The 26,756-nt window shown below is 59.5% G+C and carries 31 protein-coding genes and 1 pseudogene; 15 read left to right on the forward strand and 17 right to left on the reverse strand.

Annotation, left to right across the window (positions count from 1 at the left end; translation table 11 throughout):
* Positions 1-9: 9 nt before the first annotated feature.
* From R3175_RS13530 to ald, 4 genes are all read right to left on the reverse strand, one after another.
* Positions 10-330, reverse strand: coding sequence for a cupin domain-containing protein (locus R3175_RS13530; RefSeq protein ID WP_318944851.1), 321 nt, complete (start codon positions 328-330; stop codon positions 10-12).
* Positions 327-1,685 (reverse strand): S41 family peptidase, encoded by a 1,359-nt coding sequence (locus tag R3175_RS13535; protein ID WP_318944852.1) that lies wholly within the window; start codon positions 1,683-1,685, stop codon positions 327-329. The genes R3175_RS13530 and R3175_RS13535 overlap by 4 nt, the downstream gene beginning before the upstream one ends.
* A gap of 299 nt (positions 1,686-1,984) precedes the next feature.
* Complete coding sequence (locus R3175_RS13540; protein ID WP_318944853.1) at positions 1,985-3,373, reverse strand: sodium:alanine symporter family protein; 1,389 nt, start codon at positions 3,371-3,373, stop codon at positions 1,985-1,987.
* Between the two features lie 115 nt (positions 3,374-3,488).
* Positions 3,489-4,613, reverse strand: coding sequence for an alanine dehydrogenase (gene ald, locus R3175_RS13545; protein WP_318944854.1), 1,125 nt, complete (start codon positions 4,611-4,613; stop codon positions 3,489-3,491).
* A gap of 191 nt (positions 4,614-4,804) precedes the next feature.
* On the opposite strand from ald, the gene R3175_RS13550 reads away from it, so the two are divergent.
* Positions 4,805-5,293 carry an Lrp/AsnC ligand binding domain-containing protein gene (locus tag R3175_RS13550; RefSeq protein WP_318944855.1) on the forward strand — a complete coding sequence of 163 codons (489 nt, stop codon included), beginning with the start codon at positions 4,805-4,807 and terminating at the stop codon, positions 5,291-5,293.
* A gap of 79 nt (positions 5,294-5,372) precedes the next feature.
* Here R3175_RS13550 and R3175_RS13555 read toward each other — a convergent pair whose 3' ends face one another.
* The gene (locus R3175_RS13555) at positions 5,373-6,170 is read right to left on the reverse strand and encodes a substrate-binding periplasmic protein (protein ID WP_318944856.1); all 798 of its coding nucleotides are present in this window, start codon (positions 6,168-6,170) and stop codon (positions 5,373-5,375) included.
* Between the two features lie 549 nt (positions 6,171-6,719).
* On the opposite strand from R3175_RS13555, the gene R3175_RS13560 reads away from it, so the two are divergent.
* Complete coding sequence (locus R3175_RS13560) at positions 6,720-6,959, forward strand: nickel-binding protein (protein WP_318944857.1); 240 nt, start codon at positions 6,720-6,722, stop codon at positions 6,957-6,959.
* Positions 6,960-7,045: 86 nt separating this feature from the next.
* Here the strand turns inward: R3175_RS13560 and R3175_RS13565 are convergent, their stop codons facing one another.
* Both R3175_RS13565 and R3175_RS13570 read right to left on the reverse strand, forming a co-directional pair.
* On the reverse strand, positions 7,046-7,180 hold the full coding sequence (locus tag R3175_RS13565) for a hypothetical protein (RefSeq protein ID WP_318944858.1): 135 nt from the start codon (positions 7,178-7,180) through the stop codon (positions 7,046-7,048).
* A 65-nt stretch (positions 7,181-7,245) separates the two neighbouring features.
* On the reverse strand, positions 7,246-8,136 hold the full coding sequence (locus R3175_RS13570; protein WP_318944859.1) for an AraC family transcriptional regulator: 891 nt from the start codon (positions 8,134-8,136) through the stop codon (positions 7,246-7,248).
* A 187-nt stretch (positions 8,137-8,323) separates the two neighbouring features.
* Here R3175_RS13570 and R3175_RS13575 point away from each other — a divergent pair, with 187 nt between their 5' ends.
* Genes R3175_RS13575 through R3175_RS13585 form a run of 3 tightly spaced genes read left to right on the forward strand, consistent with a single transcriptional unit; the run spans position 8,324 to position 10,160 of the window.
* Entirely contained in the window at positions 8,324-9,382 is a 1,059-nt protein-coding gene (locus tag R3175_RS13575) for an NAD(P)-dependent alcohol dehydrogenase (RefSeq protein ID WP_318944860.1), read from the forward strand.
* Positions 9,383-9,391: 9 nt separating this feature from the next.
* Positions 9,392-9,724, forward strand: coding sequence for an EthD family reductase (locus tag R3175_RS13580; RefSeq protein WP_318944861.1), 333 nt, complete (start codon positions 9,392-9,394; stop codon positions 9,722-9,724).
* Entirely contained in the window at positions 9,717-10,160 is a 444-nt protein-coding gene (locus R3175_RS13585) for a hypothetical protein (protein ID WP_318944862.1), read from the forward strand. Before R3175_RS13580 ends, R3175_RS13585 begins: the two co-directional genes overlap by 8 nt.
* A 136-nt stretch (positions 10,161-10,296) precedes the next feature.
* Here the strand turns inward: R3175_RS13585 and R3175_RS13590 are convergent, their stop codons facing one another.
* The 3 genes from R3175_RS13590 to R3175_RS13600 all read right to left on the reverse strand — a co-directional run bounded on the left by R3175_RS13590 (position 10,297) and on the right by R3175_RS13600 (position 13,757).
* Positions 10,297-11,040, reverse strand: coding sequence for a hypothetical protein (locus R3175_RS13590; RefSeq protein WP_318944863.1), 744 nt, complete (start codon positions 11,038-11,040; stop codon positions 10,297-10,299).
* A gap of 175 nt (positions 11,041-11,215) precedes the next feature.
* Positions 11,216-12,589, reverse strand: a complete 1,374-nt coding sequence (locus R3175_RS13595) for a C13 family peptidase (RefSeq protein ID WP_318944864.1) — start codon at positions 12,587-12,589, stop codon at positions 11,216-11,218.
* Between the two features lie 469 nt (positions 12,590-13,058).
* Positions 13,059-13,757, reverse strand: coding sequence for a DJ-1/PfpI family protein (locus R3175_RS13600; RefSeq protein WP_318944865.1), 699 nt, complete (start codon positions 13,755-13,757; stop codon positions 13,059-13,061).
* A gap of 87 nt (positions 13,758-13,844) precedes the next feature.
* Between R3175_RS13600 and R3175_RS13605 the strand changes: the two genes are divergently transcribed.
* On the forward strand, positions 13,845-14,666 hold the full coding sequence (locus R3175_RS13605) for an AraC family transcriptional regulator (protein WP_318944866.1): 822 nt from the start codon (positions 13,845-13,847) through the stop codon (positions 14,664-14,666).
* Here the strand turns inward: R3175_RS13605 and R3175_RS13610 are convergent.
* On the reverse strand, positions 14,660-15,541 hold the full coding sequence (locus tag R3175_RS13610; RefSeq protein WP_318944867.1) for a metal-dependent hydrolase: 882 nt from the start codon (positions 15,539-15,541) through the stop codon (positions 14,660-14,662). The two genes, R3175_RS13605 and R3175_RS13610, sit on opposite strands and share 7 nt — an antisense overlap.
* A gap of 100 nt (positions 15,542-15,641) precedes the next feature.
* On the opposite strand from R3175_RS13610, the gene R3175_RS13615 reads away from it, so the two are divergent.
* The 3 genes from R3175_RS13615 (at position 15,642) to R3175_RS13625 (ending at position 18,201) form a co-directional block, all read left to right on the forward strand.
* On the forward strand, positions 15,642-16,676 hold the full coding sequence (locus tag R3175_RS13615) for an AraC family transcriptional regulator (protein ID WP_318944868.1): 1,035 nt from the start codon (positions 15,642-15,644) through the stop codon (positions 16,674-16,676).
* A 219-nt stretch (positions 16,677-16,895) separates the two neighbouring features.
* Entirely contained in the window at positions 16,896-17,444 is a 549-nt protein-coding gene (locus R3175_RS13620; protein ID WP_318944869.1) for a hypothetical protein, read from the forward strand.
* Between the two features lie 142 nt (positions 17,445-17,586).
* Positions 17,587-18,201, forward strand: coding sequence for a PEGA domain-containing protein (locus R3175_RS13625; RefSeq protein WP_318944870.1), 615 nt, complete (start codon positions 17,587-17,589; stop codon positions 18,199-18,201).
* A 95-nt stretch (positions 18,202-18,296) separates the two neighbouring features.
* Here the strand turns inward: R3175_RS13625 and R3175_RS13630 are convergent, their stop codons facing one another.
* Positions 18,297-18,467 (reverse strand): hypothetical protein, encoded by a 171-nt coding sequence (locus R3175_RS13630; protein ID WP_318944871.1) that lies wholly within the window; start codon positions 18,465-18,467, stop codon positions 18,297-18,299.
* A gap of 62 nt (positions 18,468-18,529) precedes the next feature.
* On the opposite strand from R3175_RS13630, the gene R3175_RS13635 reads away from it, so the two are divergent.
* Complete coding sequence (locus tag R3175_RS13635; RefSeq protein ID WP_318944872.1) at positions 18,530-19,492, forward strand: DUF6635 family protein; 963 nt, start codon at positions 18,530-18,532, stop codon at positions 19,490-19,492.
* A gap of 37 nt (positions 19,493-19,529) precedes the next feature.
* On the opposite strand, the gene R3175_RS13640 is transcribed toward R3175_RS13635, so the two are convergent.
* Positions 19,530-20,438 carry a LysR family transcriptional regulator gene (locus tag R3175_RS13640; protein ID WP_318944873.1) on the reverse strand — a complete coding sequence of 303 codons (909 nt, stop codon included), beginning with the start codon at positions 20,436-20,438 and terminating at the stop codon, positions 19,530-19,532.
* A gap of 108 nt (positions 20,439-20,546) precedes the next feature.
* On the opposite strand from R3175_RS13640, the gene R3175_RS13645 reads away from it, so the two are divergent.
* The 4 genes from R3175_RS13645 (at position 20,547) to R3175_RS13660 (ending at position 22,017) form a co-directional block, all read left to right on the forward strand.
* The gene (locus R3175_RS13645) at positions 20,547-20,888 is read left to right on the forward strand and encodes an Mpo1-like protein (protein WP_318944874.1); all 342 of its coding nucleotides are present in this window, start codon (positions 20,547-20,549) and stop codon (positions 20,886-20,888) included.
* A 140-nt stretch (positions 20,889-21,028) separates the two neighbouring features.
* Entirely contained in the window at positions 21,029-21,214 is a 186-nt protein-coding gene (locus R3175_RS13650) for a hypothetical protein (protein WP_318944875.1), read from the forward strand.
* A gap of 84 nt (positions 21,215-21,298) precedes the next feature.
* A complete protein-coding gene (locus tag R3175_RS13655; protein WP_318944876.1) occupies positions 21,299-21,502 on the forward strand; it encodes a hypothetical protein in 204 nt (67 codons plus the stop codon).
* A gap of 23 nt (positions 21,503-21,525) precedes the next feature.
* Complete coding sequence (locus tag R3175_RS13660; protein ID WP_318944877.1) at positions 21,526-22,017, forward strand: MOSC domain-containing protein; 492 nt, start codon at positions 21,526-21,528, stop codon at positions 22,015-22,017.
* Between the two features lie 51 nt (positions 22,018-22,068).
* Here the strand turns inward: R3175_RS13660 and R3175_RS13665 are convergent, their stop codons facing one another.
* The 4 genes from R3175_RS13665 to R3175_RS13680 form a co-directional block, all read right to left on the reverse strand.
* On the reverse strand, positions 22,069-22,497 hold the full coding sequence (locus R3175_RS13665; RefSeq protein ID WP_318944878.1) for a hypothetical protein: 429 nt from the start codon (positions 22,495-22,497) through the stop codon (positions 22,069-22,071).
* Positions 22,498-22,582: 85 nt separating this feature from the next.
* Positions 22,583-23,881, reverse strand: a complete 1,299-nt coding sequence (locus tag R3175_RS13670) for an MFS transporter (protein WP_318944879.1) — start codon at positions 23,879-23,881, stop codon at positions 22,583-22,585.
* A 43-nt stretch (positions 23,882-23,924) separates the two neighbouring features.
* Complete coding sequence (locus tag R3175_RS13675) at positions 23,925-24,122, reverse strand: hypothetical protein (RefSeq protein ID WP_318944880.1); 198 nt, start codon at positions 24,120-24,122, stop codon at positions 23,925-23,927.
* Between the two features lie 105 nt (positions 24,123-24,227).
* Positions 24,228-25,907, reverse strand: a complete 1,680-nt coding sequence (locus R3175_RS13680; RefSeq protein ID WP_318944881.1) for a diguanylate cyclase domain-containing protein — start codon at positions 25,905-25,907, stop codon at positions 24,228-24,230.
* A 576-nt stretch (positions 25,908-26,483) separates the two neighbouring features.
* Here R3175_RS13680 and R3175_RS13685 point away from each other — a divergent pair.
* Positions 26,484-26,615 (forward strand): annotated as a pseudogene (locus R3175_RS13685) (bifunctional O-acetylhomoserine aminocarboxypropyltransferase/cysteine synthase); the annotation flags it as partial.
* Between the last annotated feature and the right edge of the window lie 141 nt (positions 26,616-26,756).

Raw genomic sequence — 26,756 nt, forward strand, 5'->3', positions numbered from 1 at the left:
CGTCCGGCCCTACCGGTAAAACACGGCCAGCCAAAAGGTCAGCTCCGCTGGATCGGTCCACGACACCTTGTGTTTTCGGTGCGCCGGAATGTTGATGTAATCGCCCGCCGACAAACGACAGGAAGAGCCATCGTCAAAGGTCAGTACCCCACTCCCCTGTAAGACCAGGACCCATTCATTCTCGTCCTGGTCGTACCACCCGGTTTCGGGTGAGCGGTGACCCTTTGAGACGATCCGTTCTATCCTCACCGTCGAGGTATGCAGGATCTCGTCAAACCTTTCAGTTTTCAGGTCGTGCGGGAGAAAATCATGGAGGTTTTTGCAGTTCATCTCGAGCCTTCCCCCGCTAACCGGAGCACCCGGTCCAGCATGGGATCCCAGCCCATTTCCCGGCCCCTGCGGCCAAGGAACGACAGGCGAATGTGTGGCGGGATGCCGATGTCTTCGTAGGTCTCGCCGTCAAATGCCCGGTAAACCTCGTTCGACAGGGTCAGGTGCCAGCCGTTGGGCAGGTGCCGTTCGAGGGTGTCGGACAGAATACCGAGGGTGGGGTCACCAATCAGCGTCAGGCGGGGATGCTGCAGGAGTGCAAGAACGAAAATTTCCGCGGCACTGGCGGTGAGTTCGCTGGTCAACACAAACAGGTTGCCGCCGTAGGTGTCACCGGCCACAGGGCAGACATAAATTGCCTGCTGTCCCGTAAACCCCTTCCCACATCGGGCCGACTTGGTGAACGCCAGGCGCTTGCGCCCCATCAGGTACGAGGCAAAACAAAGGGCCACGCCGTCATAGCCGCCACCGTTGCCCCGTATGTCCACAACCAGGTTGGGCAGATTGCCCAGCTCCGCCAGCGCCCGCTCCATCACGGCATGGGTGGCGGCAAGGTCGTGCGCCGGGTGGCCCAGTTTCCCGCTCTGACCCGACATGGCACGAATGTTCAGGTAGCCGATGGTCCCATTCAGGCGCCCCCATTCCACCAGGTGATTGCCACCCTGCCGGACCTCTCCGCCGAGATAGTCTTGATGGATCACCTCCCGTAACCAATCCCGGAGTTCGCCCAGGTAGCTGGTGGTCTCCCGGTGCTCCCCGGCTTCTTCCAGCTCTTTACCCAGTCGTTTGTAGAGTGCTGGCAGCGCACCGGCATTGTAGTGGCCCCAGGGAGTGTGTAGCCGGACATGGCCATCCCGAAGCGGGCGCAGCATAGCGGCCAGGGTGGCGTACAGCACCTCCGGATCGCTGTCCGCGGTAATCCTGGGACGAAACCGTTGGTACATCTGGAACCAGTCCACGCCCTTGAGCGCAAACAGCGCGTAATGTTCTGCAAAGGTGTGCCAGAACACCTCGAAGTTATAGACCGGATCGTCCCTGTCCCGGCCCTGGGTATCGGTAACCGTTGCGGGCAGCGCCTTGAGGCGACGAAAACCGATGCGCGTCACCCCCGTTGCCCGGCGGACGCCGAACGCCTGCTCACCGGGCGAAACCACCAGGTTCTCGTACCATTGGCCCAGTTCGTCAAGCGACCCGGCATAGCGCTTCAGACAACTGATGGCGGTTTCTTCGAAAACGACGAACTCGTCCCCCTCGATCAGCAAGATCTTGCCATACCCCCGCGATCGCCAGACGCCCTGGAGGCGCCCGAAACTCAAAGCAGACGAGGGATGCCGGATCCGGCTGGAGGTTGCCACGGTAAGGGGCTCCAGTTTGCTCAACAGGCCATTCAGCAGCGTTTGCGCTCAGGGCAAGTAATCAGAACCAGACAACCACCAGACGGTTCATCGCAGCCCCCTACTCCGCGTTCCAAGCGAACTTGAGGGTGTGATCAACGGCAGTGGTTCACGCTTACAGTCGGCTTATCGCCGCATCCATTAGGGAGGACCCTGGCAAACAGAAATTGAGTAGTGAAAGTATAGCCAACCGCCAGGGGCCAACAAGCTTGCACGAATCCGGGGGCAGATAATGATCTATCTGCCCCCCGTTCATTACCTCAGGAGCCAGTGCCTGACGATTCAACCGCCAGCGCCAGCCTCTGGCGATCAAAATAGTCGCGGGTCAGCCGGAAGACCACTGGGCTGAGCGCGGCAATGGCAATCAGGTTGGGCAGGGCCATCAACGCATTGAGTGTGTCGGCTACCAGCCAGACAAAATCCAGGTTGAGAACCGCCCCCAGGGGGACAGCGAGCACCCACAGCGCCCGGAAAGGCTTGATTGCCCGGGTGCCAAGCAAAAATTCCACGCACTTCTCGCCGTAGAATGACCAGCCCAGGATAGTGCTGAAGGCAAACAGCGCCAATGAAATCGCAACCAGGTAATTGCCCACCCCGGGCAAGGCCAGTCCAAAGGCTGCCGAGGTCAATGCGGCCCCCGACTCACCGGAATCCCAGGCACCGGAGGTAACAATCACCAGGCCGGTAATCGAACAGACGATCAGGGTATCGATCAAGGTGCCCAGCATGGCAATCAGCCCCTGGCGCACCGGGTCGTTGGTCTTGGCGGCAGCGTGCGCAATGGGAGCAGAGCCCAAGCCGGCCTCGTTGGAGAAGACGCCACGGGCCACACCAAAACGAATGGCGGCCCAAACCGCCGCTCCCGCAAAGCCCCCTTGCGCGGCATGCCCGGAGAAGGCACTGTCAAAAATAAGGGCCAGGGCCGGACCGATCTGGTCAGCGTTGATTGTCAGCACCACCAGTCCGGCCAGCAGGTAGGCGACCGCCATAAATGGCACGAGCTTTCCGGCTACCGCCCCGATGCGCCGGATTCCGCCCATCTGCACGGCTCCAACCAGCACCATCGCCACCAGCCCAGTTACGATCACCGGTATCCCAAAATTGGCATCAAGCACCTGGGCAATGGAATTGGATTGGACGGTATTGCCGATGCCGAACCCGGCCACGGCGCCAAAGATGGCGAAGGCGGTGCCCAGCCACGCCCATTTCCGCCCCAGGCCGTTCTTCAGATAGTACATTGGGCCACCGACGTGGTTGCCCTGATCATCCACTTCACGGAACCGGACGGCCAGCACCGCCTCGGAATACTTGGTGGCCATGCCCACCAGGGCGGTCAGCCACATCCAGAACAGGGCTCCGGGACCGCCGAGGAACACGGCGGTGGCCACACCCGCAATATTGCCGGTGCCCACCGTTGCTGCCATTGCCGTCATCAGCGCCTGAAAAGGCGATACTTCGCCCGCCTGTTCATCGTCATGGCGGACCGGAGTGCGGCTGAACAGCAGCCTGAAACCCGTGCCAACCCGGAGGACGGGCATCAGCTTCAGGCCCAGACTCATAAACAGACCCACGCCCAAAATCAGGATGAGCATGGGCCAACCCCAGACGATTCCGTTGACGGTTCCCAATACAGAACTCAGTAAATCCATGGGATCGGTACCTCTTGTTGTTGTCGTATGGTGTAGGGCGCGCTATCGGCCTTGCCGATAACAAACGCCGGAAGGATCGTCCTGCGGGGGCCATCCACCCGCAGGATGGGCAGAGTCAGTTCATCAGCGCCAGCCCCTGGTCGGGGGTGATGGCTTCGATGCCCTGGGCGGCGCCCACGGACGGACAGGTCAGCACACCGTTGAACACATTCAGCCCCTGCAGCAGCCCCGGACTGTCTGCCAGCGCCTGACGCGGGCCCTTGTTGGCAATCTGCAGCACATAGGGCAAGGTGGCGTTGTTCAGGGCGTAACTGGAAGTCCGGGCAACCGCCCCGGGCATGTTGGCCACGCAGTAGTGGACCACGCCGTCAACCATGTAGGTGGGCTCGGCATGGGTGGTTGGTGTCGACGTCTCGAAGCAGCCGCCCTGATCGATTGCCACATCGACCACCGCCGCGCCCGGCTTCATCCGGGAAATCAGTTCACGACGGACGAGCTTGGGTGCCGCGGCCCCGGGGATCAGCACACCGCCGATCACCAGGTCCGCCTGCAACAGCACCTGCTCGACAGCCTTCGACGACGAGAACAGGGTCTGCACCCGGTTGCCAAACACCGCATCGAAACGACGCAATACGGCAATGGACTTGTCCAGCACGATGACACGGGCGCCCATACCCACCGCCATCTGGGTAGCATTGAAGCCCACCACGCCACCACCGATCACCACCACGGTGGCGGCGTCTACGCCGGGCACCCCGCCCAGCAGCAGGCCCCGTCCCCCCTGGGATTTCTCCAGGCAATGGGCGCCGGCCTGAATACTCATACGGCCAGCCACTTCCGACATGGGCGCCAACAACGGCAGCGTTCCATTGCTGTCAGTGACGGTCTCATAGGCGATACAGGTCGCGCCGCTGGCCAGCAGCTCGTTGGTTTGGGGCACATCCGGGGCCAGGTGAAGGTAGGTAAACAGGGTGTGATGAGGCCGTAGCAGGGCTCGCTCCACCGCCTGCGGTTCCTTGACCTTGACGATCATCTCCGCCTGTTCGAAGACGGCGTCCGCAGTGGCGGCGAGCTGGGCACCAGCGGCCTGGTACTGCTCATCGGTAAGCTCGATACCCATGCCGGCACCGGCCTGCACAACCACCTGATGGCCATGTGCAACCAGCTCATGAACAGCCTCTGGGGTCAGTCCAACCCGGAATTCATTGTTTTTAATCTCTTTGGGTACACCCACAATCATAGGGTTTTGCTCCTGTCGGGCAATGAGTGAACGCGACCCAGCGGTCACGGTGACGCCTCACAGTCTAAACAGCCACAACAGAAGAAAATTCTGAATTTTTTCCAAAATCAGAGTTTTCTATCTTTTATATCCTAAGATAAAGTATATTAAACTGCCTTTTTGAATTTCGTGAGTATGGGGGAGCAAACTGCGTGCGAAAACTGGATCGTATCGACCTGGCCATCCTGGATGAACTGCAGAACAATGCCCGGATCACCAACCACGAATTGTCGAACCGGGTAAACCTCAGCCCAACCCCTTGCCTCGAAAGGGTCCGCAAGCTGGAACGGGATGGTTATATCCGGAACTTCCGGGCCATTCTCAACGCCCGCAAGCTGGGCATTGGACTCACGGTATTTGTCGAGATCAGCCTCACCCGCACCGGACCGGATGTGTTCGCCCAATTCAAGGAAGCGGCCATCGACGTTCCGGAGGTGCAGGAGTGCCACCTCGTTTCCGGCAACTTTGACTACCTGATCAAGGCACGGGTGGCAGATGTCGCGCACTATCGCTCGCTGTTGGGGGAAACCATCCTGGCCTTACCCGGGGTGAACGACTCCCGCAGCTACATCGTGATGGAAACCGTAAAGGAAGGGCAGTTATTGAGTATGAAGAGCGTTAGCGAACACGGCATCACCTAAGATGCGGTGAATCCGGCTGCTGGCGGGGTCAGGCGTTGCCCCGGGATCCCTTCAAAAAATCAGTTGGTCCCGGCTGTCCTTATTGCCAGCGCTCAACCAGGCGCTGATAGGTGCCATTCTCCTTGATGGCCGCCATGCCGGCCTCGAACTCAGCCAAAAGGTGGGGGGTACCCGGGCTGCGCGTCAGGCCCACAACGTACTCCTTGCTGGACCCGAAGACCGGCAGCTTTTCGAACTGCCCCTGCAGCCCCATCTGCTTCAGGATGTAATCCCAGTTGATCTCATAGCCGGCAAAGCCATCCAGCCGCCCTAACCGCAGCATGCGAAAGCCCTGCTCTATACTGTTGACCGGATACTTGTCGATGCCATCCAGCTGCATCCAGTCGTCTCCCAGGTTGTAGCCACGGACCATGCCAATGGTGCGGCCTTCCAGGGATGCCAACCCCTCCCAGACGATGTCCGCATCCCGACTGACGTAGACACGGAAGTCGACTTCATTGAGGGGCGTCTTGGGATAGGATAAATAACTTGCCCGTTCCAGATTCTTGCCGGTTGGAAACAGCAGCTCAACGTTACCCTGGTTGATATTGGTCATCGCCCGGGCCCAAGGCGTGATCACCAGTTCAATGGTATAGCCCCGGGCATGGAAACTCTCACGCAGCACATCCCAACTGAAGCCCTGAAAACTGACGGCATCGGAACCAGGCGGCACGACCTCGAGCGTCTGCCGCTCCACCCCTTCCCGGTAGAAGCAAAAAGGCGGGTAGTTTTCGAGCGTGGCAACGCGGACCCGCCTCTCCTCACCGCTGGCCTGGAGGCCCCAGACCATGGAACACCACAGACACGCTAACAGAGCCTCCTTTAGCCAAGCCATCATTCACACCTCGAGCTGGCATCACTGAATGCTAAATACAGCATAGCCCAGTTTCGCCGGATCACTTCGTTCAGGGAGCCCCGAAACCGTCATCGGAGCGGGGACACGCCTGGGCATCGTTATCTGCGATTCAACCAAACATCCCCCCTTCAGATTGATCTCAACCTGTGTCCCTCGGCAAGCGTCAGGGACCTGACGATATCCCGCCAACAACCCTGGAACCAGACCACATCTAGCCGCCATCTCCCGCGCTAAGTTGTGCCGGAAATCATCAATGCCTTGGTGCAAAACGATGGCGCATTGCGACAGCAAATTGGCGAATCTCGGTCTGTGGGCACCAGATAGGAGAGCAACGAACGCCCGGCCGCCCTGGGGGCTGAATTTTGCTGGCCAAGACATAGCCCCATAGCACAGCGCTGATCGGTTCTGCTCTATAATAAATCTGAGGTGAGGCATTAACGCTTCAAGCAGTTTGGAGTTTGGGCGCCTGCCATTCCCGCACAGAGGCGCTCGATACGTGCCCCACTGGCCAGGCGGGAGGAGGTACGAACCATGCCAAGGTATATCGATGTGCATCCCATGAAGCCGTTCACGGCAGAGGAACTGAAACAGTTACAGAACGCGCCTGCTGACGAATTTGGTGTCACACACCACGACATCCTGTTCAGCGAGAAGGACGACAAGATCTATTGTGTGCTCGACGCGCCGAACGCCGAAGCGATCCACAAGCATCACGCTAAAGCAGGCATCGAGTGCGAATGGGTTCACGAAGTACAGTCCACCCGTGGGTGACGAAGTCCTTTCGTCCGCGAGGTTAGTTCCGGATAAGGAAGCAAGAACCCAGGGACGGGTTCTTGGCGAGTAGGGGCGGGGCTGCCTCACGTCCCCGGTCGACATACCCCCAGCCGCTCCTCCAGCAAGTATGCACAAAACGCCTCCACATCCGGGTTGGTGAACTCGCTGGGGATGAACTCCCCGGGAATGAGGCTCTCATCCCATCGGGTGGTCGCCAAGGTGTAAGGGGGGTCCTTCGTCGTCGCCCGGGTTCCCCGCTCAAGCCTGGGCCCGCGCTCCCGCCTCAGTTTTCGCTGACCGGCAACCGGCGATGGCGCGCCGGGGTGACGGTGAAATAGCGCTTATAGTCACGGCTGAACTGAGAGACACTGCGGTAGCCGACCGCCGCGGCCGCCTGGTTGACGTTCAGGTGGTCCCTGGTCATCAACTGGCGAGCCTTGATCAGCCGGAAGCGCTTAAGGTATTGCAACGGCGAACTGCGGGTGATGTCCTTGAAATGCTGGTGAAATGCCGAGGCACTCATATTGGCCTGTGCCGCCAGTTCATCAACGGTGTAGTCGCGGTCAAACTCCGCATGCAGTCGCTGGAGCACCTGGACGATCCGGGAGTAGCGTCCCCGGTTCTGCACGAGGGCCCGAAGTGCGCCCCCCTGCTCACCTTTCAAGGCTTCGTACACCACCTCACGAACCCGTGCCCGCCCCATCACCCGGGCATCCATGGGGTCCACCAGTGCACGCAACAACCGCACCATCGCCTCATGCATGCCCTCAGTCATGGCCACGGACGCCATGGGCAACGGGTCCGTGTCTTCCTCCCTGAAAATTTCGCCCTCAGTGTCGTGCACCAGTTCGCTCAATGTAGAGGGATCGAAGCGAACGGCAATTCCCATCAGGGGGGCCTCCGGCGTGGCCTGGGTCTCGCACTCGAAGGGCAACGGTAGCGACTGGACCAGATACTGGCCAGGATTGTAGTGGATGGTGCGATCCCCGAGGTAACCCACCTTCTGCCCCTGGGCGATCACGATCAGACTGGGCTCATAGATCAGCGGGGTCCGGGGAACCTGCCGCCTCGCGGCCACCAGGTACACCTCCGCCAGCGTCGTGCGGATAAAGCCATCGCGGGTGATCAAGGGCTCCAGCAATTCCACCAGCTGCGGGGAGCGTTTCTGTTCCATCAATTGCCAGGCTCCAATGACGTTTCAGCGCATTATGCACGTTTGAAAGGCCTTTCGGCCAACGCGCCCCTTCTTTTTGGAGGAATGAGCAGAAACGCGCAAGGATCAGTTATGGCTTGCGGCCGTCGACTTCGCCAGAATGGACGCGTCTATCACGTTCATTTCGTCCCCCAAGGAGGCACCGAACATGAGCACCAAGGCCTTTGCAGCCCATTCCGCCGAATCCCCGCTGGAACCGATCAGCTTCGACCGCCGGGAGCTCCGCCCAGATGATGTGGCCATCGAGATCGAGTACTGCGGCGTATGCCACACCGATATCCATTTTGCCCAGAACGATTGGGGCTTCACCCGGTATCCGGTGGTACCAGGCCACGAGATCATCGGCCGGGTCACCGCGGTGGGCGACAAGGTCACAGCCTACCGCGAGGGCGACCGCGTCGGAGTGGGCTGCATGGTGGATTCCTGCCGCAGCTGCAACGCCTGCGAATCCGGCCTGGAACAGTACTGCAGCGAAGGCAACACCGCCACCTACAACGGTATCGACCGCTATGACGGGTCCATAACCTTTGGCGGCTACTCCGAGCGGATTGTGGTGAGCGAGCGCTTTGTCGTCAACGTGCCAGACAAGCTTGACCCGGCCGCCGCGGCCCCCCTGCTGTGCGCTGGCATCACCACCTACTCCCCGCTGCGCCACTTCGGCATCGGCGCCGGCCACAAGGTCGGCGTGATCGGTATGGGCGGCCTGGGGCACATGGGCATCAAGTTCGCCAAGGCGTTCGGTGCCGAGGTCACCCTGTTCACCCGTTCCGAAAACAAAGTGGCTGAGGCCCGCAACCAGGGGGCCGATCATGTCATTGTCTCCACCGATCGCGAGCAGATGCAGGCGGCGGCTGACCAGTTTGACTTCCTGCTCGACACGATTCCGGTCCAGCACGACCTCAATCCTTACCTCAACTGCCTGAAGTACGACGGCACCCACATCCTGGTGGGGCTGGTCGAGCCCATCGAGCCCACCATCCACGCCGGACAACTGGTCATGAAGCGCCGTAGACTGGCGGGGTCGCTGATCGGTGGCATGCCGGAAACCCAGGAGGTGCTGGATTTCTGCGCCGAGCACGACATCCGTTGCGATGTGGAAATGCTGGATATTCGCAACATCAACGAAGCCTACGAGCGCATGAAGCGCGGCGACGTGAAATACCGGTTTGTCATCGACATGGCTTCATTGCGGGACATGGAAGCCTAGGGAGATCCCATGATCAAAGTAAGTATCCTCTACCCGAATGGCGACGGCATCGAATTCGATGCCGGCTACTACCGGCAACAGCACCTGTCCCTGGTCCAGGGAAAACTGGGGACGGCCCTGAAAGGTTGTTCCGTCGACCTGGGTATTGGCGGCGGTCGGCCTGAAGCTGAGCCGCCGTTCGTGGCCGCCGGCCACCTCTACTTCGAATCGGTTGCAGCTTTCCAGGCGGCGTTCGGTCCCCATGCCAAGGCCATCGAGGCGGACATAGCCAACTACACCAACGCCCGGCCGATGGTACAGATCAGCGAGGTGTTGGAGGCAAGGGAGTTCGACCATGCTTGAAACCCTCTTTATCGCCGTCCTGGCGGCCAACGCCCTCTGGTTTGCTGGTGCCTTCCACGTCTTCTGGCTCAAGGGACCACTCACCTCCAACATGCTGATACGGCGAGAACACCGTGATTCGCCACTGCGGGAGACGGTCATCGCTTCCGGGCGCTTTCTCGGCGGTATTAACCTGGGCTTTTCCGTTCTGTCGGTGCTGTTGATCCTGTTCTCCGGCCAGTTTACCCAGCCCACACAGATTTTTGTGTGTTGCACGGCCTTTGCCGTGGCCCACGGCAGCCAGTTTGTCGGCAACGTGCCAATAGCCTGGCAGGAACATAAGGGGAACACCCCGCTATGGCCGGTCCTGCGGGGACCAATGCTGTTCATCTTCGTGGTGGACCTGATCATGGCAGCGCTCAACGGCGTTCTGGCCATCGCGGCCCTCACCCACTGAGGGCCCCGATCTCAGGCCTTGCCGGGGGGCCCCTTTCACAACCCCGCTAGCGCTGGAATCGCTCGGCCACCGTGCAGGCAGGAAGTTGGACCGGCTGACGTTTCTCGACCTCCGGCAAATGGCTGCTGACAATCAGCTAATTCCGATCGACCGGCCCCATTTCGTATTCAACGCCTTGGCAGCGCGGGATGGAAGCCTTGAACGGGGGCTCCAGCAATGCGTTCAAGAACTCGATGCGAGCCAGGTTCTCAGTCCTGGCGTGGAACGCGACAACCAGCGGTTTGATGGAAATGGGGCGCGACGACGCCTGAATGTTGGTAATTCCGTGACGTCTGGCGATATAGAGCGTGACGCAGGGATCGGTGATTGCCACATCCATCCGCCCACTGGCCAGCATTCTCATCAGGCTGATTTCATGAGGCGCCAGATTGACGTTGTCTGGATACTCCTGGGCGGCTCGAGTAATGAGGTCCGGATACACATACGACTGGACCAGCCCCACCCGGTGGGTTTCGAACAGTTCCATGATGCTGCTCCAGCGCACGGGCTGGTCGATCCTGTAGAGCACGCCAACGATCGAATCCTGCACCGGCCTGGAACCGATGAACCCCGCCCGCACTTCCTCGGGCCAGGCGGGGAAGTATCCAACATACTCCGGCCTTGCCGCCGCTCTCTTCGCTCTTTCCCAAGGGAAAAACCTCACCTCCAGATCAATGCCTTCGGCCGCTAACACGCCCCTTAATTCGGCAATGGCCGTGCCCTGGCCGGGGAGGTCTTGGCCAGAATAGGGTGGCCATTCCAACGACGTAATTTTCCAGGTTTCGGCCTTCAACGTGGCCGAGATGACCAACAGCAGTGCAGAGAGAACAAATGCTGCCATACCACTTCCTCGGCACGAACGCAGAAGCCGAAACCCATCGGGTAAGAATGATTTAAGGATAGTCGATTCTAGACAAAGGGCATCGGCACAAAGGCGCCAGCTCGCGCCTTATTGAGGGTGGTCCAGCGAGCCGCAGGCACCTCGGGAAAACCGTTGCCGGCGCCCCTCTGAGCTGTCATCCCGCGATGTCCGGAACGCTCAGATCCAGCCACTGCCGCAGGCTGTCCCCCAGGTAGGACTGGGGGTAGGACCAGTCACTCTCCTCCATATCGATGTCTTTCTCCCAGGCTCGGATCTGCTGGTCAACCAGCTCGAACATCGTATCCGGGTCGGTGAGCGACAGGCCCACGCTCTGGTAGACCGCCCGGGTAAACCAGGTCATTTCCGAGTCGTCGCCGCAGCCAAACGAGGTGCGGTCTTCGCGGGCGGACGTCATGATCAACGTATTGCTGTCTTTGAGCTGGTTGAGCCAGTGGCCGGAGAAGCACGCGGAGACCACCAGCAGTTTCCGGCGCGCCTGCAGGGGCTCCAGCATCTTCGCGAAGGCCTTGGGCGACAGGTCAGGCAGATCGATGCCGGGTTGTCGCAACAGCAGTTGCCCGTCTCTCATGCCGTGGCTGACCAGATGGACGACCAGCAGGTCTTCCTCCGGGTTCAACTGCCGATCCAGGGCCTGCAGGGCCTTCGCAATGGAAGGCCGGGTGGCCAGGGGGTAGGTGTCGTAATCCCGATGATTGAGCAACATGATGGCCCGGTGTTCGACGTCAAAGTGTTCCTGCAGGCCGGTTTTGGCCACCTGGATGTCACGCTTGAAAACGGACTCCGTGCCATCACCGCCCACGGCCAGGAAGTAGGCGTCCGTCACGCCTGGCCGCTCCGGCTCCAGGCTTTCGATTTGACGGCTCAGGCGCTGGTGGTCCTCGGCCAGGATTGTCTCGAAGGAGGCCGCGGACGGCTGTTCCGGGATGACCTCTTCCCGATCAACGAACTCACCGTATCGCCAGGTGCCCGAGAGGCTGGGCATATCCTCGGTATCGGTGTAGGTGAAGGTGCCTTCGCCATGGTAATACCAGTCCTGAAACTCCCCCTCATAGGTGCCGTAGTCGGTGATATGCGTTCCGCGCACCGGTTTGTCATCCACAAACTCCGCAACAAAGACACCGCCATTGACCTCCAAGCGACCTTCGCCGTTTAAACGGTTGTTCTCGAAGGCCCCCTCGTAGCGGCTGTCTTCCGTTTCCAGCACGCCCTGCCCCGCCATCAGGCCTTTCTGGAACTCGCCTTCATAACGCCAATCTGTCGGGGATTCGAGTTCGCCCTGGCCATGCCAATAGCCTTCCTGAAACTGACCGCGGTAGACCAGACCGCTGGCAAAGACCTGCACGCCCTCTCCGTGGAAGAGGCCATCCCGGATCTCGCCGGAATAGGTACTGCCATCCGGCAGGCGAGCGTCCGGCGGCAACAACTGCGGTTGGTCGCAGGCTGTAAGTAGGAGCACTGCGAGTAGCGGGAGGGTCATTCGCAAGGGGCGTTGTAGAACCGTCATCATCTTGTATCTTGTTCCTGGTAGGTCGACGCGAGTTTAGCGACATTCCGTTGCCTGCGTCATCCGGTGGCTGCAACGGATGGCCCATAGGTAGCGGCCAACGGATGCTCCGGCACGTCGCGGGATCAGGCACTTGGCCTCTGTCTTCGTAACAAGCCAACAGCCTCCAGCAAAACGCTGTCCGAGGGATTGGCTTTAAAGAGGTTACTCAATAGCTTAGTTGTTGAAACCGGTCAGACAACGGCGAATTACCAAATAACCCCATCAAAAAGCCTGAACAGGACCGGTGCCTTGGCGCCAGTTTCGACGGTATTCCTGCCATCTACAAACAGATCCACCATTTGAAATGCCGCCAACGCTTTCCTGAAGATAGGCCAATGAACTCACTGCATAAAACTCACGTTTGGCAAAACGTAAAAAGCCTCCCTCTCCCAGTTTGGGAGAGGGAGGCTCATTCACAGGCTTCTTCGGCCTAGCCTTCGAGCCGATATTTCGTGATCTCTGACCAGGGAATCAGCCGATTGAGCTGGATGGTTTCAAAAACTTCCTTCGCATTACTTTCGCCGCTCATAAGTGCCAACAACACAAGAGCGCCCTGGTATGACGGAACGCCACCATTGCTGGTAATTCGATTGCGATCCACCACGACATTGCGATCAACAACCACGTCGATGTCTGGAAACTCACGCTGCAGGCCTGACTCCCCGCCGGCCCAGGTTGTGGCACGATAGCCATCCAGAAGGCCCGCGTGCGCATAGAGGAATGCGCCTGAACAGTTACTGGCCAACCACTCTACCTTTGTCGCCTGATCCTGCATAAACCGGGTCAGATCCTCGTTCTCGAACAACCAGTCCATGTCGTAAGCGCTGTTGACGATCAAGGCGTCCAGATCCAGCTCATCGTAGATGTTGGCATCCACCTTGAGTGTCACGCCCTCTTCCGTGGTTACCGTCTCAGTGCGCTTAACATTGACCAACACCACCTCGTAATCCGAAAACCAGGCCTTGCGCGAAGCAACGCCGAACACCTCTGCCGGTGCCACCACATCACTGGTGAGCACATCGTCATAGACCAGAACACCAATGGTTTTGTCCGCGGCATTGGCGGTTGCGATCCATCCTGCCAAGACCATGAGAACCAGTAAATGCTTAAAAACCTGCCGTGAAACCATATCCTGTACCTCCCTGAAATTTCCGTTAAGCTAGCATCACGCTCGCTACCCTGGCTTGTATAAAACCGACAGGTCTCGAGAGGCCCCATGGATCTATCCTCGTTCGCAACCGCCACCCCAGCGCCAGCCTTGCAACATCTGGTTCGGAACTACTGGAGAATCGACGCTCGTCACCTGAATGCGCTTTCCCGCGACGATCTCATGCCAATTGAGGGGGGTAGCGGGTGGATGCTGGTGGTTGATGGCCAACTAGAATTCGCGACAGGCACCTGTGGCCACGGAGGCGTCTTTGATGCATCGACGGGGTCAAGCAATCGGTTACTGGGCCTCGACCAGGCCGATGTGATCGGCATTCGATTTCACCCGGGCGCACAGGCTCGCTTTACTCACATACCCGCCACTGAGTATCGGAATACCCACATCCCCCTGTCTGAAGCCGGAGTGGCGACACAAAGGGTATTAGAATCCCTGAAACGTACAAACCGATGGCAGGAGCGGGTTTCACTGCTTGATCGGTGGCTGCTGAGTCTGGTTCGCGCCCCAACGGAGAGCCACATCGTCATGCAGCGCCTGATCAAGCTGATCCTCGAGCAAACGATGCCCTTGCCTGCCAGCACCCTGTGCGAGGCCAGCGGATGGTCTGAGCGACACCTTCAACGCAATTTCCATGCGGGGGTTGGCCTGAGTGCTCAACGACTGGGCAAAATAGCGAGAGCGAATGTGGCCCTCCGCACGATCAAACGGAGCAGTCAGGCCCGAATCAACCTCAGCCATGTCGCCCTGGACCACGGTTATTTTGACCACGCCCACATGACCAGGGATTTTCGCCAGCTATTTGGCATTCCGCCTTCATCGCTTATTCGCCCCGTAAAATCGTTGTGTTCAACGAGGCACCGGGGCGTTCAATGACCAACCTGGCCGGTGAGCGTGCCCTGCTCACCAAACAAACGCTCCCGCCAATGGGCGACCAGAGCGCGGGTGTCTTTCTTGTCCGGGTGAAAATCCGATCGGGCGTACAGTCCCATTTTCCCCAGGGCCCGGCTCACCAATCCCTTACGGCCAAAGAGGAGCGTCAGGCCCTCTTGCAGGTCCTGGCGGTCGGTCAGCTTGCCTTCCTTCCACATCAGCCAGGCCCAGGAGACGAGTATCGGCGGTACCAGGGTCGCGGTGACCAACGGGAAGGCCAGCCAACGTTCCCACCGCCGATTGGCGACCAGGCTGTAAACGTCGTAGGTCACCGCCTTATGTTCCAGCTCCTCCAGGGCGTGCCACAGGAACAACTGCAACAGGTCGCTATCCCCCAGGGCCTGGAACTCGTCGTCCTCCAGGAGCACTTCCCCCAGCAGCGCAGTGAAGTGCTCCATCAGGGCGGTACAGGCCAACTGCTGACTGGCCGAACACCGTTCCAGCACATTCAGGCCGCCACGGATACCCAGTTCCGGCACCCGAGTATTGAGCCCGCGCCCAATCAGCAACTCATTCAACCGGTCGTGTTCGCGACCATGAATGGCTTCCTGTCCGATAAATCCCCGGACCGCGGCCTTCAGCTCCGGATCGGCGATGCGATCACGGAACCGCCGGACCGATTCGATGAAAAACCGCTCTCCCGGCGGAAAGACGGCGGACAACACCGTAATAAAGGTGGTGGCGGTGGCGTTATCGGCAAGGAAATAGCGTGGTGGCTCCGGTATGTCGAACACCAGGCGCCGCACGGGAATCCCCGCGTTGTCCGGCTCCTGGGGAATGGGCTTGGCGTGTTTATCGATGTGGGCTGAAGCAGGCATGGAGACTCCTTGAGAGCAACGCAGCTTGGCCCACTATGAAATGGGTTGAGTGACAGCAGAAGGTTATCTTGAGACAAAAACCGGTCATTGGAGACCACCCATGACCCGATCCCCACACCCATCCGCCGGTGTGCTGTCAGTGGAGTACGCCAGGCTGATCTGCCAGGCCTTTGCCAACCAGGGAGGCGATGCCGACCAGTTATTGCAGGGCACCGGCCTGACCATCCGTACCCTGCAGGATCTGCAGGGCACGTTGTCGCTACAGGTGACCAAACAACTGCTCACCAACTACCGGCAACGGGACGGCAGGGACGACCTGGGCGTTCGCCTGGGGGCCGCTCTCAATATCGGCTCCCATGGTTTCCTGGGCTATGCGTTCCAATCCAGCCAAACCCTCGGCCAGGCCTTTGACCTGGCCATCCGTTACCTGCGAACCCGCACCAGCCTGTACGAGCTTCAGTTGGAGCACCAGGGGGACGGTACCCGCCTGGTACTGGAGGAGCGTTACCCCCTTGGTGAACTCAGCGCCCTGGTCGCCGACGCCCTCGTCACCTCGATCCTGAGCATCGGCAGCCATATCCTGACGTTCCTGCCGGCACTGGATGTGCAACTCCGGTTTCCCTTTCCGGAACGGCCCCATCATCGTTATTGGTCACAGATCAACGGCATCCAGGTCACCTTTGACTGTGCCGAGATCAGCTTCCTGTTTCCCACCAGCTGGCTCGCCTCCCCCCTGCCCACTGCCGATCCCCAACTGGCGGCGCTGGCGGCCGCTCGGTGCGAGGCAGAACTGGCCCAGGCAAAACAGGAAGACGACCTGGTGTTACTGGTACGGCAAAAGATACGCCGCCACCTGGCCAGCCCGGATGCCATGGCGCAAGTGGCAGCAGAGCTGTGCATGACCACTCGCACCCTTCGCCGCAAGCTCTATCAGGCCGGGACTCACTACAACGCCCTGGTGGATGAACTGCGCCACCGGTTGGCGGTGGACTGGCTGCTGCACAGCCCGGCGACGGTGGAACAGATTGCAGCAGACCTGGGATACAGCGACCCCTCCAATTTCAGTCGCGCCGTGCGCCGCTGGACCGGCGAATCCCCGCGCCGTTTTCGGCAAAAACAGGCGCGTCGGCCGTGATCAATGCCATCCTGCCAAGAGGTCAAGCTAATCCGTCCCCGGTTTGCTTAGGGTAAGCCAGTTAACGAGAACCAGCCCTGAGATGCTGATTTCACTAAGTTTTACCCCTCTGACAGCCCAATTCATCGCAACCTCCATTACCATTGCTTCCTGCCTGAACCGAGGCACTTCGGCAGGCACTACTGAACGATAATCAAAATAACGAAGAAGGAATCGACTGTGCTCAATGCAAGGATTTTGGTGGTACTGGCTGCGCTACTCTATCTGTCTGGCTGCGCCTCCGGCGCGAAGATGGGAAACATGGTGTATGACGGGCCCATGCAGGAATTCGATACGTCTCTGGAAAACAACCTGGACGTATCCGCCGTTTCCGGTGGAGAGGAAACCAACCCGGCTTGGACGTCGGAGATCGACAACGACGCTTTCGCAGGTGCCCTCAAGCAAAGCCTGAGGAACCAGGGATTGCTGTCCGGAACTGGACGCTACCAGCTTGAAGCCCAGTTGCTGGAAGTGGACCAACCCCTATTTGGACTGGATTTTGAAGTGACCACCCACGTCAAATACATGCTGACGGACCGCGAAACCGATGCGGTCGTCCTGAATGAGACGATCGTCACTCCCTACACGGCAACCGTCGGCGATGCCTTTGTCGCCATCAAACGTTTGAGGCTTGCCAACGAAGGCTCTGGAAAAGCAAACATCGCCGGCCTGCTGGAGAAACTCTCCGAACTCAGGATTGCCCCCGGCCAAATATCCCTGGGGCAATAACGACGCCTCCCGGCACCCGCCCGGCCGGCGCCAGGCACTCCTGGCGATCGCCCAACCGAACCGACACCGTTGAGCCTGGCGCCCGCTATCCAACTGACTCGGAGGGAGACCCGTACCGAGTCCCCTTAGTTAAGGATGAACAATGAAGTATCCGTTGCTGCTCACACTCGCCGCCATGGCATTCCTATCCACCGGTTGCGCCTCGGTTGTAACCGGGACCGACCAGAAACTCACCTTTAACAGCGAACCGGACGAGGCCCTGGTTACTGTATCCGGAAGGGTCCTGGGTAAAACGCCTCTCACTGTTGCGGTCGACAGGGGTTCAAACCAGACCATCACCTTTGAAAAAGAAGGCTACAAGACCCACACCGCCCAGCTTTCAACCACCACCAATCCATGGTTTTTCGGAAACTTTGTCATTGGCGGTTTGGTGGGTTCCACAACGGACGGGCTATCCGGCGCCATGCATGAGTTTTCTCCAGACCAGTATTTCATCACCTTGAGACCAGACACACCAACAGGCGTTTCGACCTCCAAGCCGCGGAAAATCAAAGAAATCGTGATTGCGTTTAGCGGTGAGCTCCGTCATCAGCTGGCCAGTGGAGGCGGCGAAAAGGTCGACACCATCCTCCACCTGCTGGAAATTGATTCTGCAGAAAAAGCAACCACCATCCAGGCGTTGAACCAGATTGCCCTGGCGAACCAGAATGACCTCGAGCTGGCTAACACCATCATCGAGATCTATGAGGTTCAGTAGCGCGTTTGGCTCTCAATCGATCCTGAAAAAGGGGGCCGAAAGGGGGCATGTTGATTAGGCTGTCATCGACCCGCCCCCTTGTGGGCCCCTGAGCCTTAAATACTCGCCATACCACCACACAGGATCAGGTTCTCCCCGACCATGTAAGCCGAGTCATCACTCGCCATGCACAGGTCAGCCTTGGCGACTTCCTCAGACATCCCGGGCTTGCCGTAGCCAGGGGGCTCAATCCGCTCGGGGCCGATGCCGTGATCCCCGGAGTTCACCCTTCTCGCCCTTTCGGTGTAATGTGTCGACCATACACTGACTTGCCAATACGCCCGTTGCCATGAACATCGCCGCCTTGCCCGAGCACACATTTTCCGAAGCCGAGATAGCGCAGTGCCTTCAGTCAGGGATTGAGCGTTACTTTGCCGACTGCCGGGCGCGAATCCCTGGGTTCATTGAGCGTCATTTCCAGTATCCCGGAGCCATCTCCACCAACCGGATGGCACTGGGGTGGGACATGTTGCGGGCCCCCATCAACCTGTTCTGGGCCCCGGTCTATGCCCTGGCCTGCCTGGTGAAAATCCTGACTGGTAGACGAGCTGGCCTCCGGTGGCTGCACGCGTTGGCCGATCGTGTGCCTGCGGGGTTTACCACCCGGGTGCAACAGCACATCTCGAACCTGATCCAGGTGGAGCTGCTGAACGGTGGGCCGACGGGCCACCGGCTGGAGGACTACCTGATAGAGTCCCTGGAGACGCTCTATGCGCGCCATGCCCAAGAGCCGGTCGATCACCGTCGCTTTAGCAGGCTGATCGACCCCCTGATCGCAGACGCGCTCCATCAGTACCGGGTGACCCGGACAGCCTCTGCCGATATCACCAACAGTATTTCCTGTACGGTGCTGGGCGCGTTTGCGTTCCAGAAGTTTACCCCGGGTGGCATCGGGCTCGGGGTGGTGCTCGCGTCCCTGCTCGCCCAGACCATGGCCGCCAGGGACTTTATCCTGGGTGAAACCCTCGGCGGGTGGTACTACAGCTGGTTTCCACCGGAGCCGTCACTGGCGACAACCGCCAGCGTGATGGTAGCCGTCATGGCCGTCTTGGCGGCGTTTGCAGCGTTGTCCGGCGTCATTGCCGATCCGCTGCAGGCGGCGGTCGGCGTACACCGTCGGCGCCTGCACAAGCTGCTGGATCATCTGCAGAAGGATCTGTCACTCCGAACCCAAAGCAGCTTTCGCCCGAAGGACCAGTATGTGGCGCGGATTCTGGACGCCTTTGACATGATCAGATCGGGAATATTCTAGTGTCCCTTTGAGCGACCATGGAGCAGCTTCACCCGGTTCAGTCACGATTCGACATCGCCGCATGCAGCTCCTCGTACAACAATTGCCGAGCCCAGCGGTGCCGTTGGTCGTGGTGATGGCGACGATGCCAGGCCAGGACATAGGCGATGGTCGGCGCCTCCAGGGGCAAAGGTTGAATCTGTAATCGAAAAGGCTGCTGGAACGACTTGGCCACCATCGCCGGGATCGCCAGCAGCCGGTTACTTTGCGCGACGATATTCAGGGCAGTCATCAGGTAAGGCACCCGAACGGCAATGTGGCGGCGGAGACGCTGACGGGAGAGAACCGGCTCCAGGGCGCCCTTGCCAGCCCGGCCCAAGGGGATGACCACATGCTCGGCGTTGAGATAGTCCTCCAGGGTCACAGGCCGGGTTGCCAGGGGATGGCGATCGGACATCACCACCACATAGTGGTCTTCCGCCAGTTTCCGGGCATGAACGTCCGGGCCGGTCTCCTCCAGCACACCCAGCGCCAGGTCCACCGGTAACCGGTCCAGCTCAGTCAGGATGCCTGCCCGCCACGGGGTAACCTCCAGGCTCAGGGCCGGTGCCTCGCGAGACAGACGCGGCAGTACATTCGGCAGCAGCCCCGAGGCACCGATATCGTTGGTGGCCACCGTCAGACGACCTGAGGCCCGGGCCGGATCGAAGTCGGTGGTCGACAGCAGGCGCTCCAGCTGCCGGAGGCTGGCGTCCACTTCCGGCAACAGCGCCTCGGCCCTCTGGGTCAGCATCAGGCCATCGGCGGCCCGAATGAACAGGGGATCGGCAAAGATATCCCGCAGTTTCCCCAGTACCCGGCTCATGGCCGGCTGCGACAGGTTCATCCGAGCGGCCGCACGGGTCACGTTGCGTTCATCCACCAGGGCACGAAACGCCGTCAGCAGTTGCATATCCAGGTTTCGCACTGACACCCCTAAACCATCCACTATGCGCATAATACTGATCCATAGTATGCATTTTTCGGATACCCGCCACTACCCTATACTGGAGTCAGCAATCGGGAGGAAAACGCAATGGGCAAGCTGATCGAGTGGCAATGGCAGGGATACGGTGACAACCACCAGTCACGGACCAATCTGATGATCCACCTGTTCGCCGTACCGTTATTCATCGCCGCGACCGGCCTGCTGCTGTGGTCCCTGGTCACCGGCCACTGGCTCCTGGCGGCCGCCACGCCCGGGTTGTGGGCCATTTCGATGGCCCTCCAGGGTCGCGGCCACAAGGAGGAGAGCCGCCAGCCAGAACCCTTCACCAGCGCAGGCAACGCCATGGCACGCATTTTTCTGGAGCAGCATTACACCTTCCCCAAATTTGTCATCACCGGGGGCTGGTACCGGGCTTTTCGGAAGTACTGACGCCAGGCTGACAAAAGCCCATGGAACTGGGCATGAAACTGGAGAAGGCCCGTTTTCCCCGTGCGTCGCTCCTATCCTGTTGACGGACCTCCTCGCGGGTGCCTGAATAGGTGATGTATCACCTTGCGGAGGAAACGCGCATGAAGTGGATCGTACTACTCATCATTGGCGCTGTCGTGGCCTTCTGGCTGTACCAGGGCCGACGCAAGAACAGTATTGAAGACCCGGACATGAAGACAGTTGAGGAAAAGGATTACTACGTCACGTCCGACGACAACACCTCCGATGACGAATCGTCTCCTGGTAGCAGTAATCCCCGACATTGAGTCGCTTCCTGGTCGGCGTAACGGCTGGGGTAGCAAGCCCGTCGCGGATTAAAATAGAAGTTTTACGGCGGAGACTTTCGCGCTATGGAAACTGCAACCCTGGTTTGGGGGCTCATTTTCAGCGCCATCGGCATCGGCTATTTCATCTACGGTCGAAGGCAATCGAACCTGGCCGTCCGCTGGTGCGGCCTCGCACTGATTCTTTTTCCGTACCTCGTGACCAATCCCCTTGTCATGGTGGCTATCGGCGTCGCGCTCATGCTGGCGCCCCGGTACATTGACCTTTAAGCGCTGCCTCAAAACAATCTCCGATGGCCGAAGCAACCCCACTTCAAACCCTGCTGGACACCCTCCCCCAACGGGGCCGGGTCGAGTGGATTGGTATCCGCCCCGCCCGTGGTGAGGCCATGCAGGCGCTGGATCGCGTCACGGTCACCCCGGGCCAGGGCCTGGAAGGCGATCGATTCCAGGGCCGCGAGACCAGCCTACGGCAGGTTACCCTGATCCAGCGTGAACACCTGCATGTGATCGCGTCCTGTTTGCAGCGGGAGGCCATCGGGCCAGAGGTGCTCCGGCGCAACATCGTGGTCTCTGGCCTGAACCTGCTGGCCCTGAAAGGCAAAACGTTCCGGATCGGTGATGTGGTGCTGGAGTACACGGGCCAGTGTCATCCCTGCAGCAAGATGGAGACCACCCTTGGGCCGGGTGGCTACAACGCCATGCGCGGGCATGGCGGTATCACCGCACGAGTGGTTGAAGGGGGTGAGCTGGCCCTCGGGGACGAAGTGCAGGTCTGTTTGTGATCGGGTGAAAGGCGGGAGAGACTGAGTCTACAACCAATCTGCCCCCATCCATCATTCATCGCCGGACCGGCAAAGTCCCAACTCGTCCTCCCGCAGGTAGTCACAAAACGCCGCCACATCCGGATTCGTGAACTCGCTGGAGATGAACTCCCCGGGAATCAGCCCCTCATCCCATCGGGTTGTGAACAGGGAGTGGTGAGTCACTTCGGCGTCGCCTGGATAAATCTGCACCACCGCCCGGGTCTGGTGGATATAGACGTCACGGAGCGCCTTAGTGCAACGGAAGCGTGTAGCTTGATGGTTGGAATCGCACTGGTAACCCAGGTTGGTAAAAAAATGGCCGGCGGCGGCGAACAGGGTATCACTGCTCAGGGACGATGACGGTAAGTGATGAATGGATCTGGTGATGTCGCCGGCAACATTGGTGCAGCCAGAGAATATCAACGGGCACAGGATAAACAGTGTTCGCAGCCTTTCCATAGCAATGCCTCCATGCATCTCAGTCCTTGAATCTGCGAAATTTTCGCATCCCGGGAACGGATCGTAAGAGGATCGAGAGCCTCGGTCAGCCGCCGGCTTCTGAACGCTTGGGAATTTCCGCGTGCTCTTCGGTATCGTAGCTATACGGCTCGCCTTCCTCATCCTGAAGCTGGTAGTCGTATGCCGCCTGAAGGCCGGTTTCCTCCTCTGCCACTTCCTCATCCCCAAAATCGATGTAACGCGGGTACAGCGGCGATAGCAGTGCCACTACGATGCCAATCACAGAAAATGCCGCAAACGCAGTGCTATAGCCCTGGTCGCTGACCAGCATACCGGCGAGGGGCGAACCCGCCGCCTGCCCCAGTGACACGGCCATGAACGGCATGACGGGGCCCATCGACAACCTGCCTGGCAACAGCCGGATACCCGTCATCAGATACAACCCCGTCAGGCTCATGTAGGCCAGGCCGAAAACCAACGCAGAAAACGTCCCAAACACAACCTGCCCCGGACTGGATGCCAGCAGTGCGAGGCTAGCGGCCAGCATCATCAACATCAGCGCCTGGGTGATGGGCGGATTGTTCCGATCCGCCAGATCAGCCACCACCGCGCCGCCCAACCCGGCAACACCGACCGCCAGCCAAAGCCAACCAGTGGCACTGGCCGGCAACTCACCCAGGGTCACCATCAGATCAGGCGCAAAGATCCAGTAGGCTGAGGAGACGAACCCCATGGCGAAGGCGAAGAGCGAAAGCTGGAGGAGACGCCGCCATTGAAGCGCACTGATCGGCGGTGGGGGCGCCGCATCTGACGGTCTTACCCTGGAAACGGAAGGAATCACAAACCAGGTAGCGATCACTCCGACAACGGCCAGAGCCGCGAAGGCCAGATAGGCAAAGCGCCAGAGCCCCGTCATAAACAGAACGGCCGGTACGGCGAGAAACACCCCCACACTGGTACCCGCATTCATGATCGAACTGACCCGCCCATGCACCGAGCGATCCACCAGCACCTGCATGGCCGCGGTCAGCGCCGGCATCATAAGGCCGGTGCAAATACCGCAGGCAAATACCCCCACGCCCAGTGAAACTGCACCCGACGCCTGACTGATCAGAATCAGCCCGGCAATACCAAACCCACCCGACAACAACGCCGCGTTGCGAGCCCCAAGACGAACCGCCGCCATCGGCGCAACCAGCGAAGCCAGCAAGAAACTCAGTAACGGCAAAGCACCGATGATACCGACCAGCGAAGGCGTCAGTGCCAAATCGCTGCGGATAGCCGGCACAAACAGACCAAAAGCAAACCGCGCCAAGCCGTAACTGATCGCCGTCAGTGCGGCGCCAAACAGGGCAAACCCGATGTATGAAACCAACTTCACCATACCGTCTCCGAGAGCTCGCTATTAATGAGCCAGTCTTTGGAGACTAGGAGCTGATGTCGCCAACTTCAAAAAAACGTTTCCCGCCGGCGTAACACTCGATGGCATCATCGAGCGCTTCTACTGGGTGGAGGGAGACGGGTTCGGCGAGGACAAAGCGGTCGATGCGACAACCGATATCCAACGCTGCCCAGCGACGCGACACACTCTGGAAGTGAACCGCCCCCATGGCCATGGCATCCATGGCCTGCAAATTCCGGTCTTCGGGCCGCTCGGGCTTGAAAATTCGAGAGGGATGTTCAGATCGAGTATTCTAAAATCGATCTGCCCCCCCTTTTTTTATGCTTTTCTAAGTTAAAACCGGCCTGATGCCTCGATCACTCTTTTTCGAGGCCTTGTGAAGGTACATCTTCCGGTCAGCCTCGGCCAGACACTCCGAGGTATTGCGGCCATCCCGACTGGTGGCAAGCCCATAGCTGATACCGGATGCCGGCCAGTTGACCTGCAAGGCGGCTTCGATACTGGCAATGGCACCGGTGACATGGCGACGGGTATCAGCCAGCTGGGCTTCCGAGTCGCACGCCATCAACCAGACAAACTCATCCCCGCCGGTGCGATACACCTCCCCTTTCTGACCCAGTCGCTTTCGCATCGTGGTGGCAGCCTCCGACAAAAAGCGATCGCCGGCGGCATGCCCTAACGTATCGTTAATCGACTTAACCCCATCAAAATCAATAAATACCACAACATAGGCACCAGAGAACTGTGCCAGCTTCTCATTCATCAGGATCCGGTTTCCGACCTTGGTCAGTGGGTCAATCCTGGCTTCGTAAGCCACTCGAGCGAACTCATGCTGCTTGTTCCTGAGCCATTCCGACAGCGACAGCAGGATGCACACACAATCCACAGCCAGGGCAGCCACGACCACCATCGCCGGATAAGCCAAACCGGTAAACAGATTGGCGTGGCTGGCCATGTAATACACCAGTGACAGGCTGTAGCACAGGTTGCCCACCAGGTAATACTTGGCCCTGAAGTCCGCGCAGTTCAACATCCGAAAGCCAACCCAGACGCTCAACGGCACCCACACCAGCGCGATCAGGTGCGATAGGTAGAACGTTGCCTGGAACGGCAGCCACAGCATGATGAGCCCCAAAGCCGTAAAGCCTTGAGCCAGCCGCGTCAGCAGCATGGCCAGGGTTGGGTGTTGCTCGTAACAGTTGAACAGCCCCCGGGTAAAGAGGCCGGCAAATGCGATGGCGAATGGAAACAGGTACATGCCGGCGTAGGCAGGATTGACGCCCAGCGGTGCCAGTAGCGCATTGAGCGCACCTGCCGCTGCCGCCCATCCAAGGCCATGCAGGCCAACGTAGCCGGCGCAATACAGTGTCAGGCGCTGCCCGTTCCGCAGGTAGACCACCAGGGCCAATACCGCCAGCGTCAACATGACCACAATCGCGGCGGTCGTGACGCCGTTGACCAAAGCCTGGTGGTGGAAAAAGGCCTGCTGGCTGTAGAACGTCAACGAAACCGGTGTTGGGAAGTGTTTGGCCTGGACGACGAGCCAGAGGGTTCCGGCCTGCGCCTCCTGCACCAACAACGGGAACGCCTGGGCGTGCATCAGGCGGGGCGTTTCGGCGTCGTTGCGCTGGGAGAATTCCGCCAACCGCTGCGGGGGACCCTGTTCGAGCTGCCAGTAGGCCAGGCCAACGTCTATGAAATTCGCACTGGGTACAACAAACCAGAGCTGACGCCCGGAAATGCTCAGCGGCACCCGGGCAAGAAACGCCCCGGACCGGCCAGTGAGAGTCCCCTCCACGGCCTCCCCATCAGCGATGTGCCGCTGGAGCGCCGTCAACAACTCAGACTCAGACACCAGGGAAGCATCCAGCGGATACCACAACCGATGATCTGCCAGCTCCTGCACATCTCCGCTGAGGCGAAGCTCACCGTTCTCAGCATTTGCAGTCAAAGAGGCCAGGCAGGCCAGCGTGAGCACCACCCCCCAAACAACGCCGAAAAAAGGCATGAAAACGGAACAACTCCACCCTGGTTGAGAAGCAAGAAACGTTGGTCGAAAGCATTATAGGCTGAAACGGGTAAAAACCGCTCCCCCCTTTCAAACGCATCTTCCTAACTCCCTGCTCTCGCCCATGCTGCGATCGGCAACACACTGCCCGCGGGAAGCCGCTCCGCTTCTCCAGAGCCTTCTTCACACCGGGGCTCCCTGGCGCTTCTTTCACACCTGGTCAGCGGCAGGGCCGGCCGACTTGCGGTCCAGTGGAGGCAGATCGACCGCGACCTGAACGCGGTTTGTCCGACCAACAATCAGCAATCTCTTTTCCAAGTTCCTGAGAAAGGCCGAATCGAAACAGGTCACGATAAGCCTGGCGACGCCCGGGAGATACATCCGTGTCTTCCGTGGCATGACTCACTTCCATTGGCAAGTCTGGAGCCAATCCGTCAGCTCATAGCAAAAACCGTATCGGGTGTTCAGGGCGGGGCCGAATTGCTCAATTGCAAGCTGATCTGCCCCCGTTATCTGTCATACTGCCGAAAGCCAACAATCAGGAATGACTCAACCCAAGAAAAAAGGAAGAAAAGCATGAAACCTGAAACGCTTGCCCTCCACGCCGGCTTTAGCGGCGACCCAGCGACCAACGCGGCTACCACGCCAATCTACCAGACCACCTCCTATACCTTTGACGATACCCAGCACGGGGCAGACCTGTTTGACCCTGAATTCAAACAATAAGTGCAGCACCGCTCGTTTGTAGTGCTCCGGAATATTCACCCCAGAACACCTCTGCCGGTGTCCGATACCCCAGCCGTTTCCTGGGGCGATTATTGAGCTCATCGACGACTCGATTCAGTGCTC

The sequence above is a fragment of the Marinobacter sp. genome (assembly GCF_033722735.1).
Lineage (GTDB): Bacteria > Pseudomonadota > Gammaproteobacteria > Pseudomonadales > Oleiphilaceae > Marinobacter.

What these genes read in the sequence shown, in the direction of transcription:
- R3175_RS13540 (WP_318944853.1), bottom strand. Translation starts at nt 3,373, where the DNA reads ATGGATTTACTGAGTTCTGTATTGGGAACCGTCAACGGAATCGTCTGG.
- R3175_RS13655 (WP_318944876.1), top strand. Translation starts at nt 21,299, where the DNA reads ATGGAAACTGCAACCCTGGTTTGGGGGCTCATTTTCAGCGCCATCGGC.
- R3175_RS13585 (WP_318944862.1), top strand. Translation starts at nt 9,717, where the DNA reads ATGCTTGAAACCCTCTTTATCGCCGTCCTGGCGGCCAACGCCCTCTGG.
- R3175_RS13595 (WP_318944864.1), bottom strand. Translation starts at nt 12,589, where the DNA reads ATGATGACGGTTCTACAACGCCCCTTGCGAATGACCCTCCCGCTACTC.
- R3175_RS13625 (WP_318944870.1), top strand. Translation starts at nt 17,587, where the DNA reads ATGAAGTATCCGTTGCTGCTCACACTCGCCGCCATGGCATTCCTATCC.
- R3175_RS13645 (WP_318944874.1), top strand. Translation starts at nt 20,547, where the DNA reads ATGGGCAAGCTGATCGAGTGGCAATGGCAGGGATACGGTGACAACCAC.
- R3175_RS13635 (WP_318944872.1), top strand. Translation starts at nt 18,530, where the DNA reads ATGAACATCGCCGCCTTGCCCGAGCACACATTTTCCGAAGCCGAGATA.
- R3175_RS13590 (WP_318944863.1), bottom strand. Translation starts at nt 11,040, where the DNA reads ATGGCAGCATTTGTTCTCTCTGCACTGCTGTTGGTCATCTCGGCCACG.
- R3175_RS13600 (WP_318944865.1), bottom strand. Translation starts at nt 13,757, where the DNA reads ATGGTTTCACGGCAGGTTTTTAAGCATTTACTGGTTCTCATGGTCTTG.
- R3175_RS13560 (WP_318944857.1), top strand. Translation starts at nt 6,720, where the DNA reads ATGCCAAGGTATATCGATGTGCATCCCATGAAGCCGTTCACGGCAGAG.
- R3175_RS13680 (WP_318944881.1), bottom strand. Translation starts at nt 25,907, where the DNA reads ATGCCTTTTTTCGGCGTTGTTTGGGGGGTGGTGCTCACGCTGGCCTGC.
- R3175_RS13675 (WP_318944880.1), bottom strand. Translation starts at nt 24,122, where the DNA reads ATGGATGCCATGGCCATGGGGGCGGTTCACTTCCAGAGTGTGTCGCGT.
- R3175_RS13665 (WP_318944878.1), bottom strand. Translation starts at nt 22,497, where the DNA reads ATGGAAAGGCTGCGAACACTGTTTATCCTGTGCCCGTTGATATTCTCT.
- R3175_RS13605 (WP_318944866.1), top strand. Translation starts at nt 13,845, where the DNA reads ATGGATCTATCCTCGTTCGCAACCGCCACCCCAGCGCCAGCCTTGCAA.
- R3175_RS13570 (WP_318944859.1), bottom strand. Translation starts at nt 8,136, where the DNA reads ATGGAACAGAAACGCTCCCCGCAGCTGGTGGAATTGCTGGAGCCCTTG.
- R3175_RS13555 (WP_318944856.1), bottom strand. Translation starts at nt 6,170, where the DNA reads ATGATGGCTTGGCTAAAGGAGGCTCTGTTAGCGTGTCTGTGGTGTTCC.
- R3175_RS13580 (WP_318944861.1), top strand. Translation starts at nt 9,392, where the DNA reads ATGATCAAAGTAAGTATCCTCTACCCGAATGGCGACGGCATCGAATTC.
- R3175_RS13530 (WP_318944851.1), bottom strand. Translation starts at nt 330, where the DNA reads ATGAACTGCAAAAACCTCCATGATTTTCTCCCGCACGACCTGAAAACT.
- ald (WP_318944854.1), bottom strand. Translation starts at nt 4,613, where the DNA reads ATGATTGTGGGTGTACCCAAAGAGATTAAAAACAATGAATTCCGGGTT.
- R3175_RS13670 (WP_318944879.1), bottom strand. Translation starts at nt 23,881, where the DNA reads ATGGTGAAGTTGGTTTCATACATCGGGTTTGCCCTGTTTGGCGCCGCA.
- R3175_RS13615 (WP_318944868.1), top strand. Translation starts at nt 15,642, where the DNA reads ATGACCCGATCCCCACACCCATCCGCCGGTGTGCTGTCAGTGGAGTAC.
- R3175_RS13575 (WP_318944860.1), top strand. Translation starts at nt 8,324, where the DNA reads ATGAGCACCAAGGCCTTTGCAGCCCATTCCGCCGAATCCCCGCTGGAA.
- R3175_RS13610 (WP_318944867.1), bottom strand. Translation starts at nt 15,541, where the DNA reads ATGCCTGCTTCAGCCCACATCGATAAACACGCCAAGCCCATTCCCCAG.
- R3175_RS13650 (WP_318944875.1), top strand. Translation starts at nt 21,029, where the DNA reads ATGAAGTGGATCGTACTACTCATCATTGGCGCTGTCGTGGCCTTCTGG.
- R3175_RS13660 (WP_318944877.1), top strand. Translation starts at nt 21,526, where the DNA reads ATGGCCGAAGCAACCCCACTTCAAACCCTGCTGGACACCCTCCCCCAA.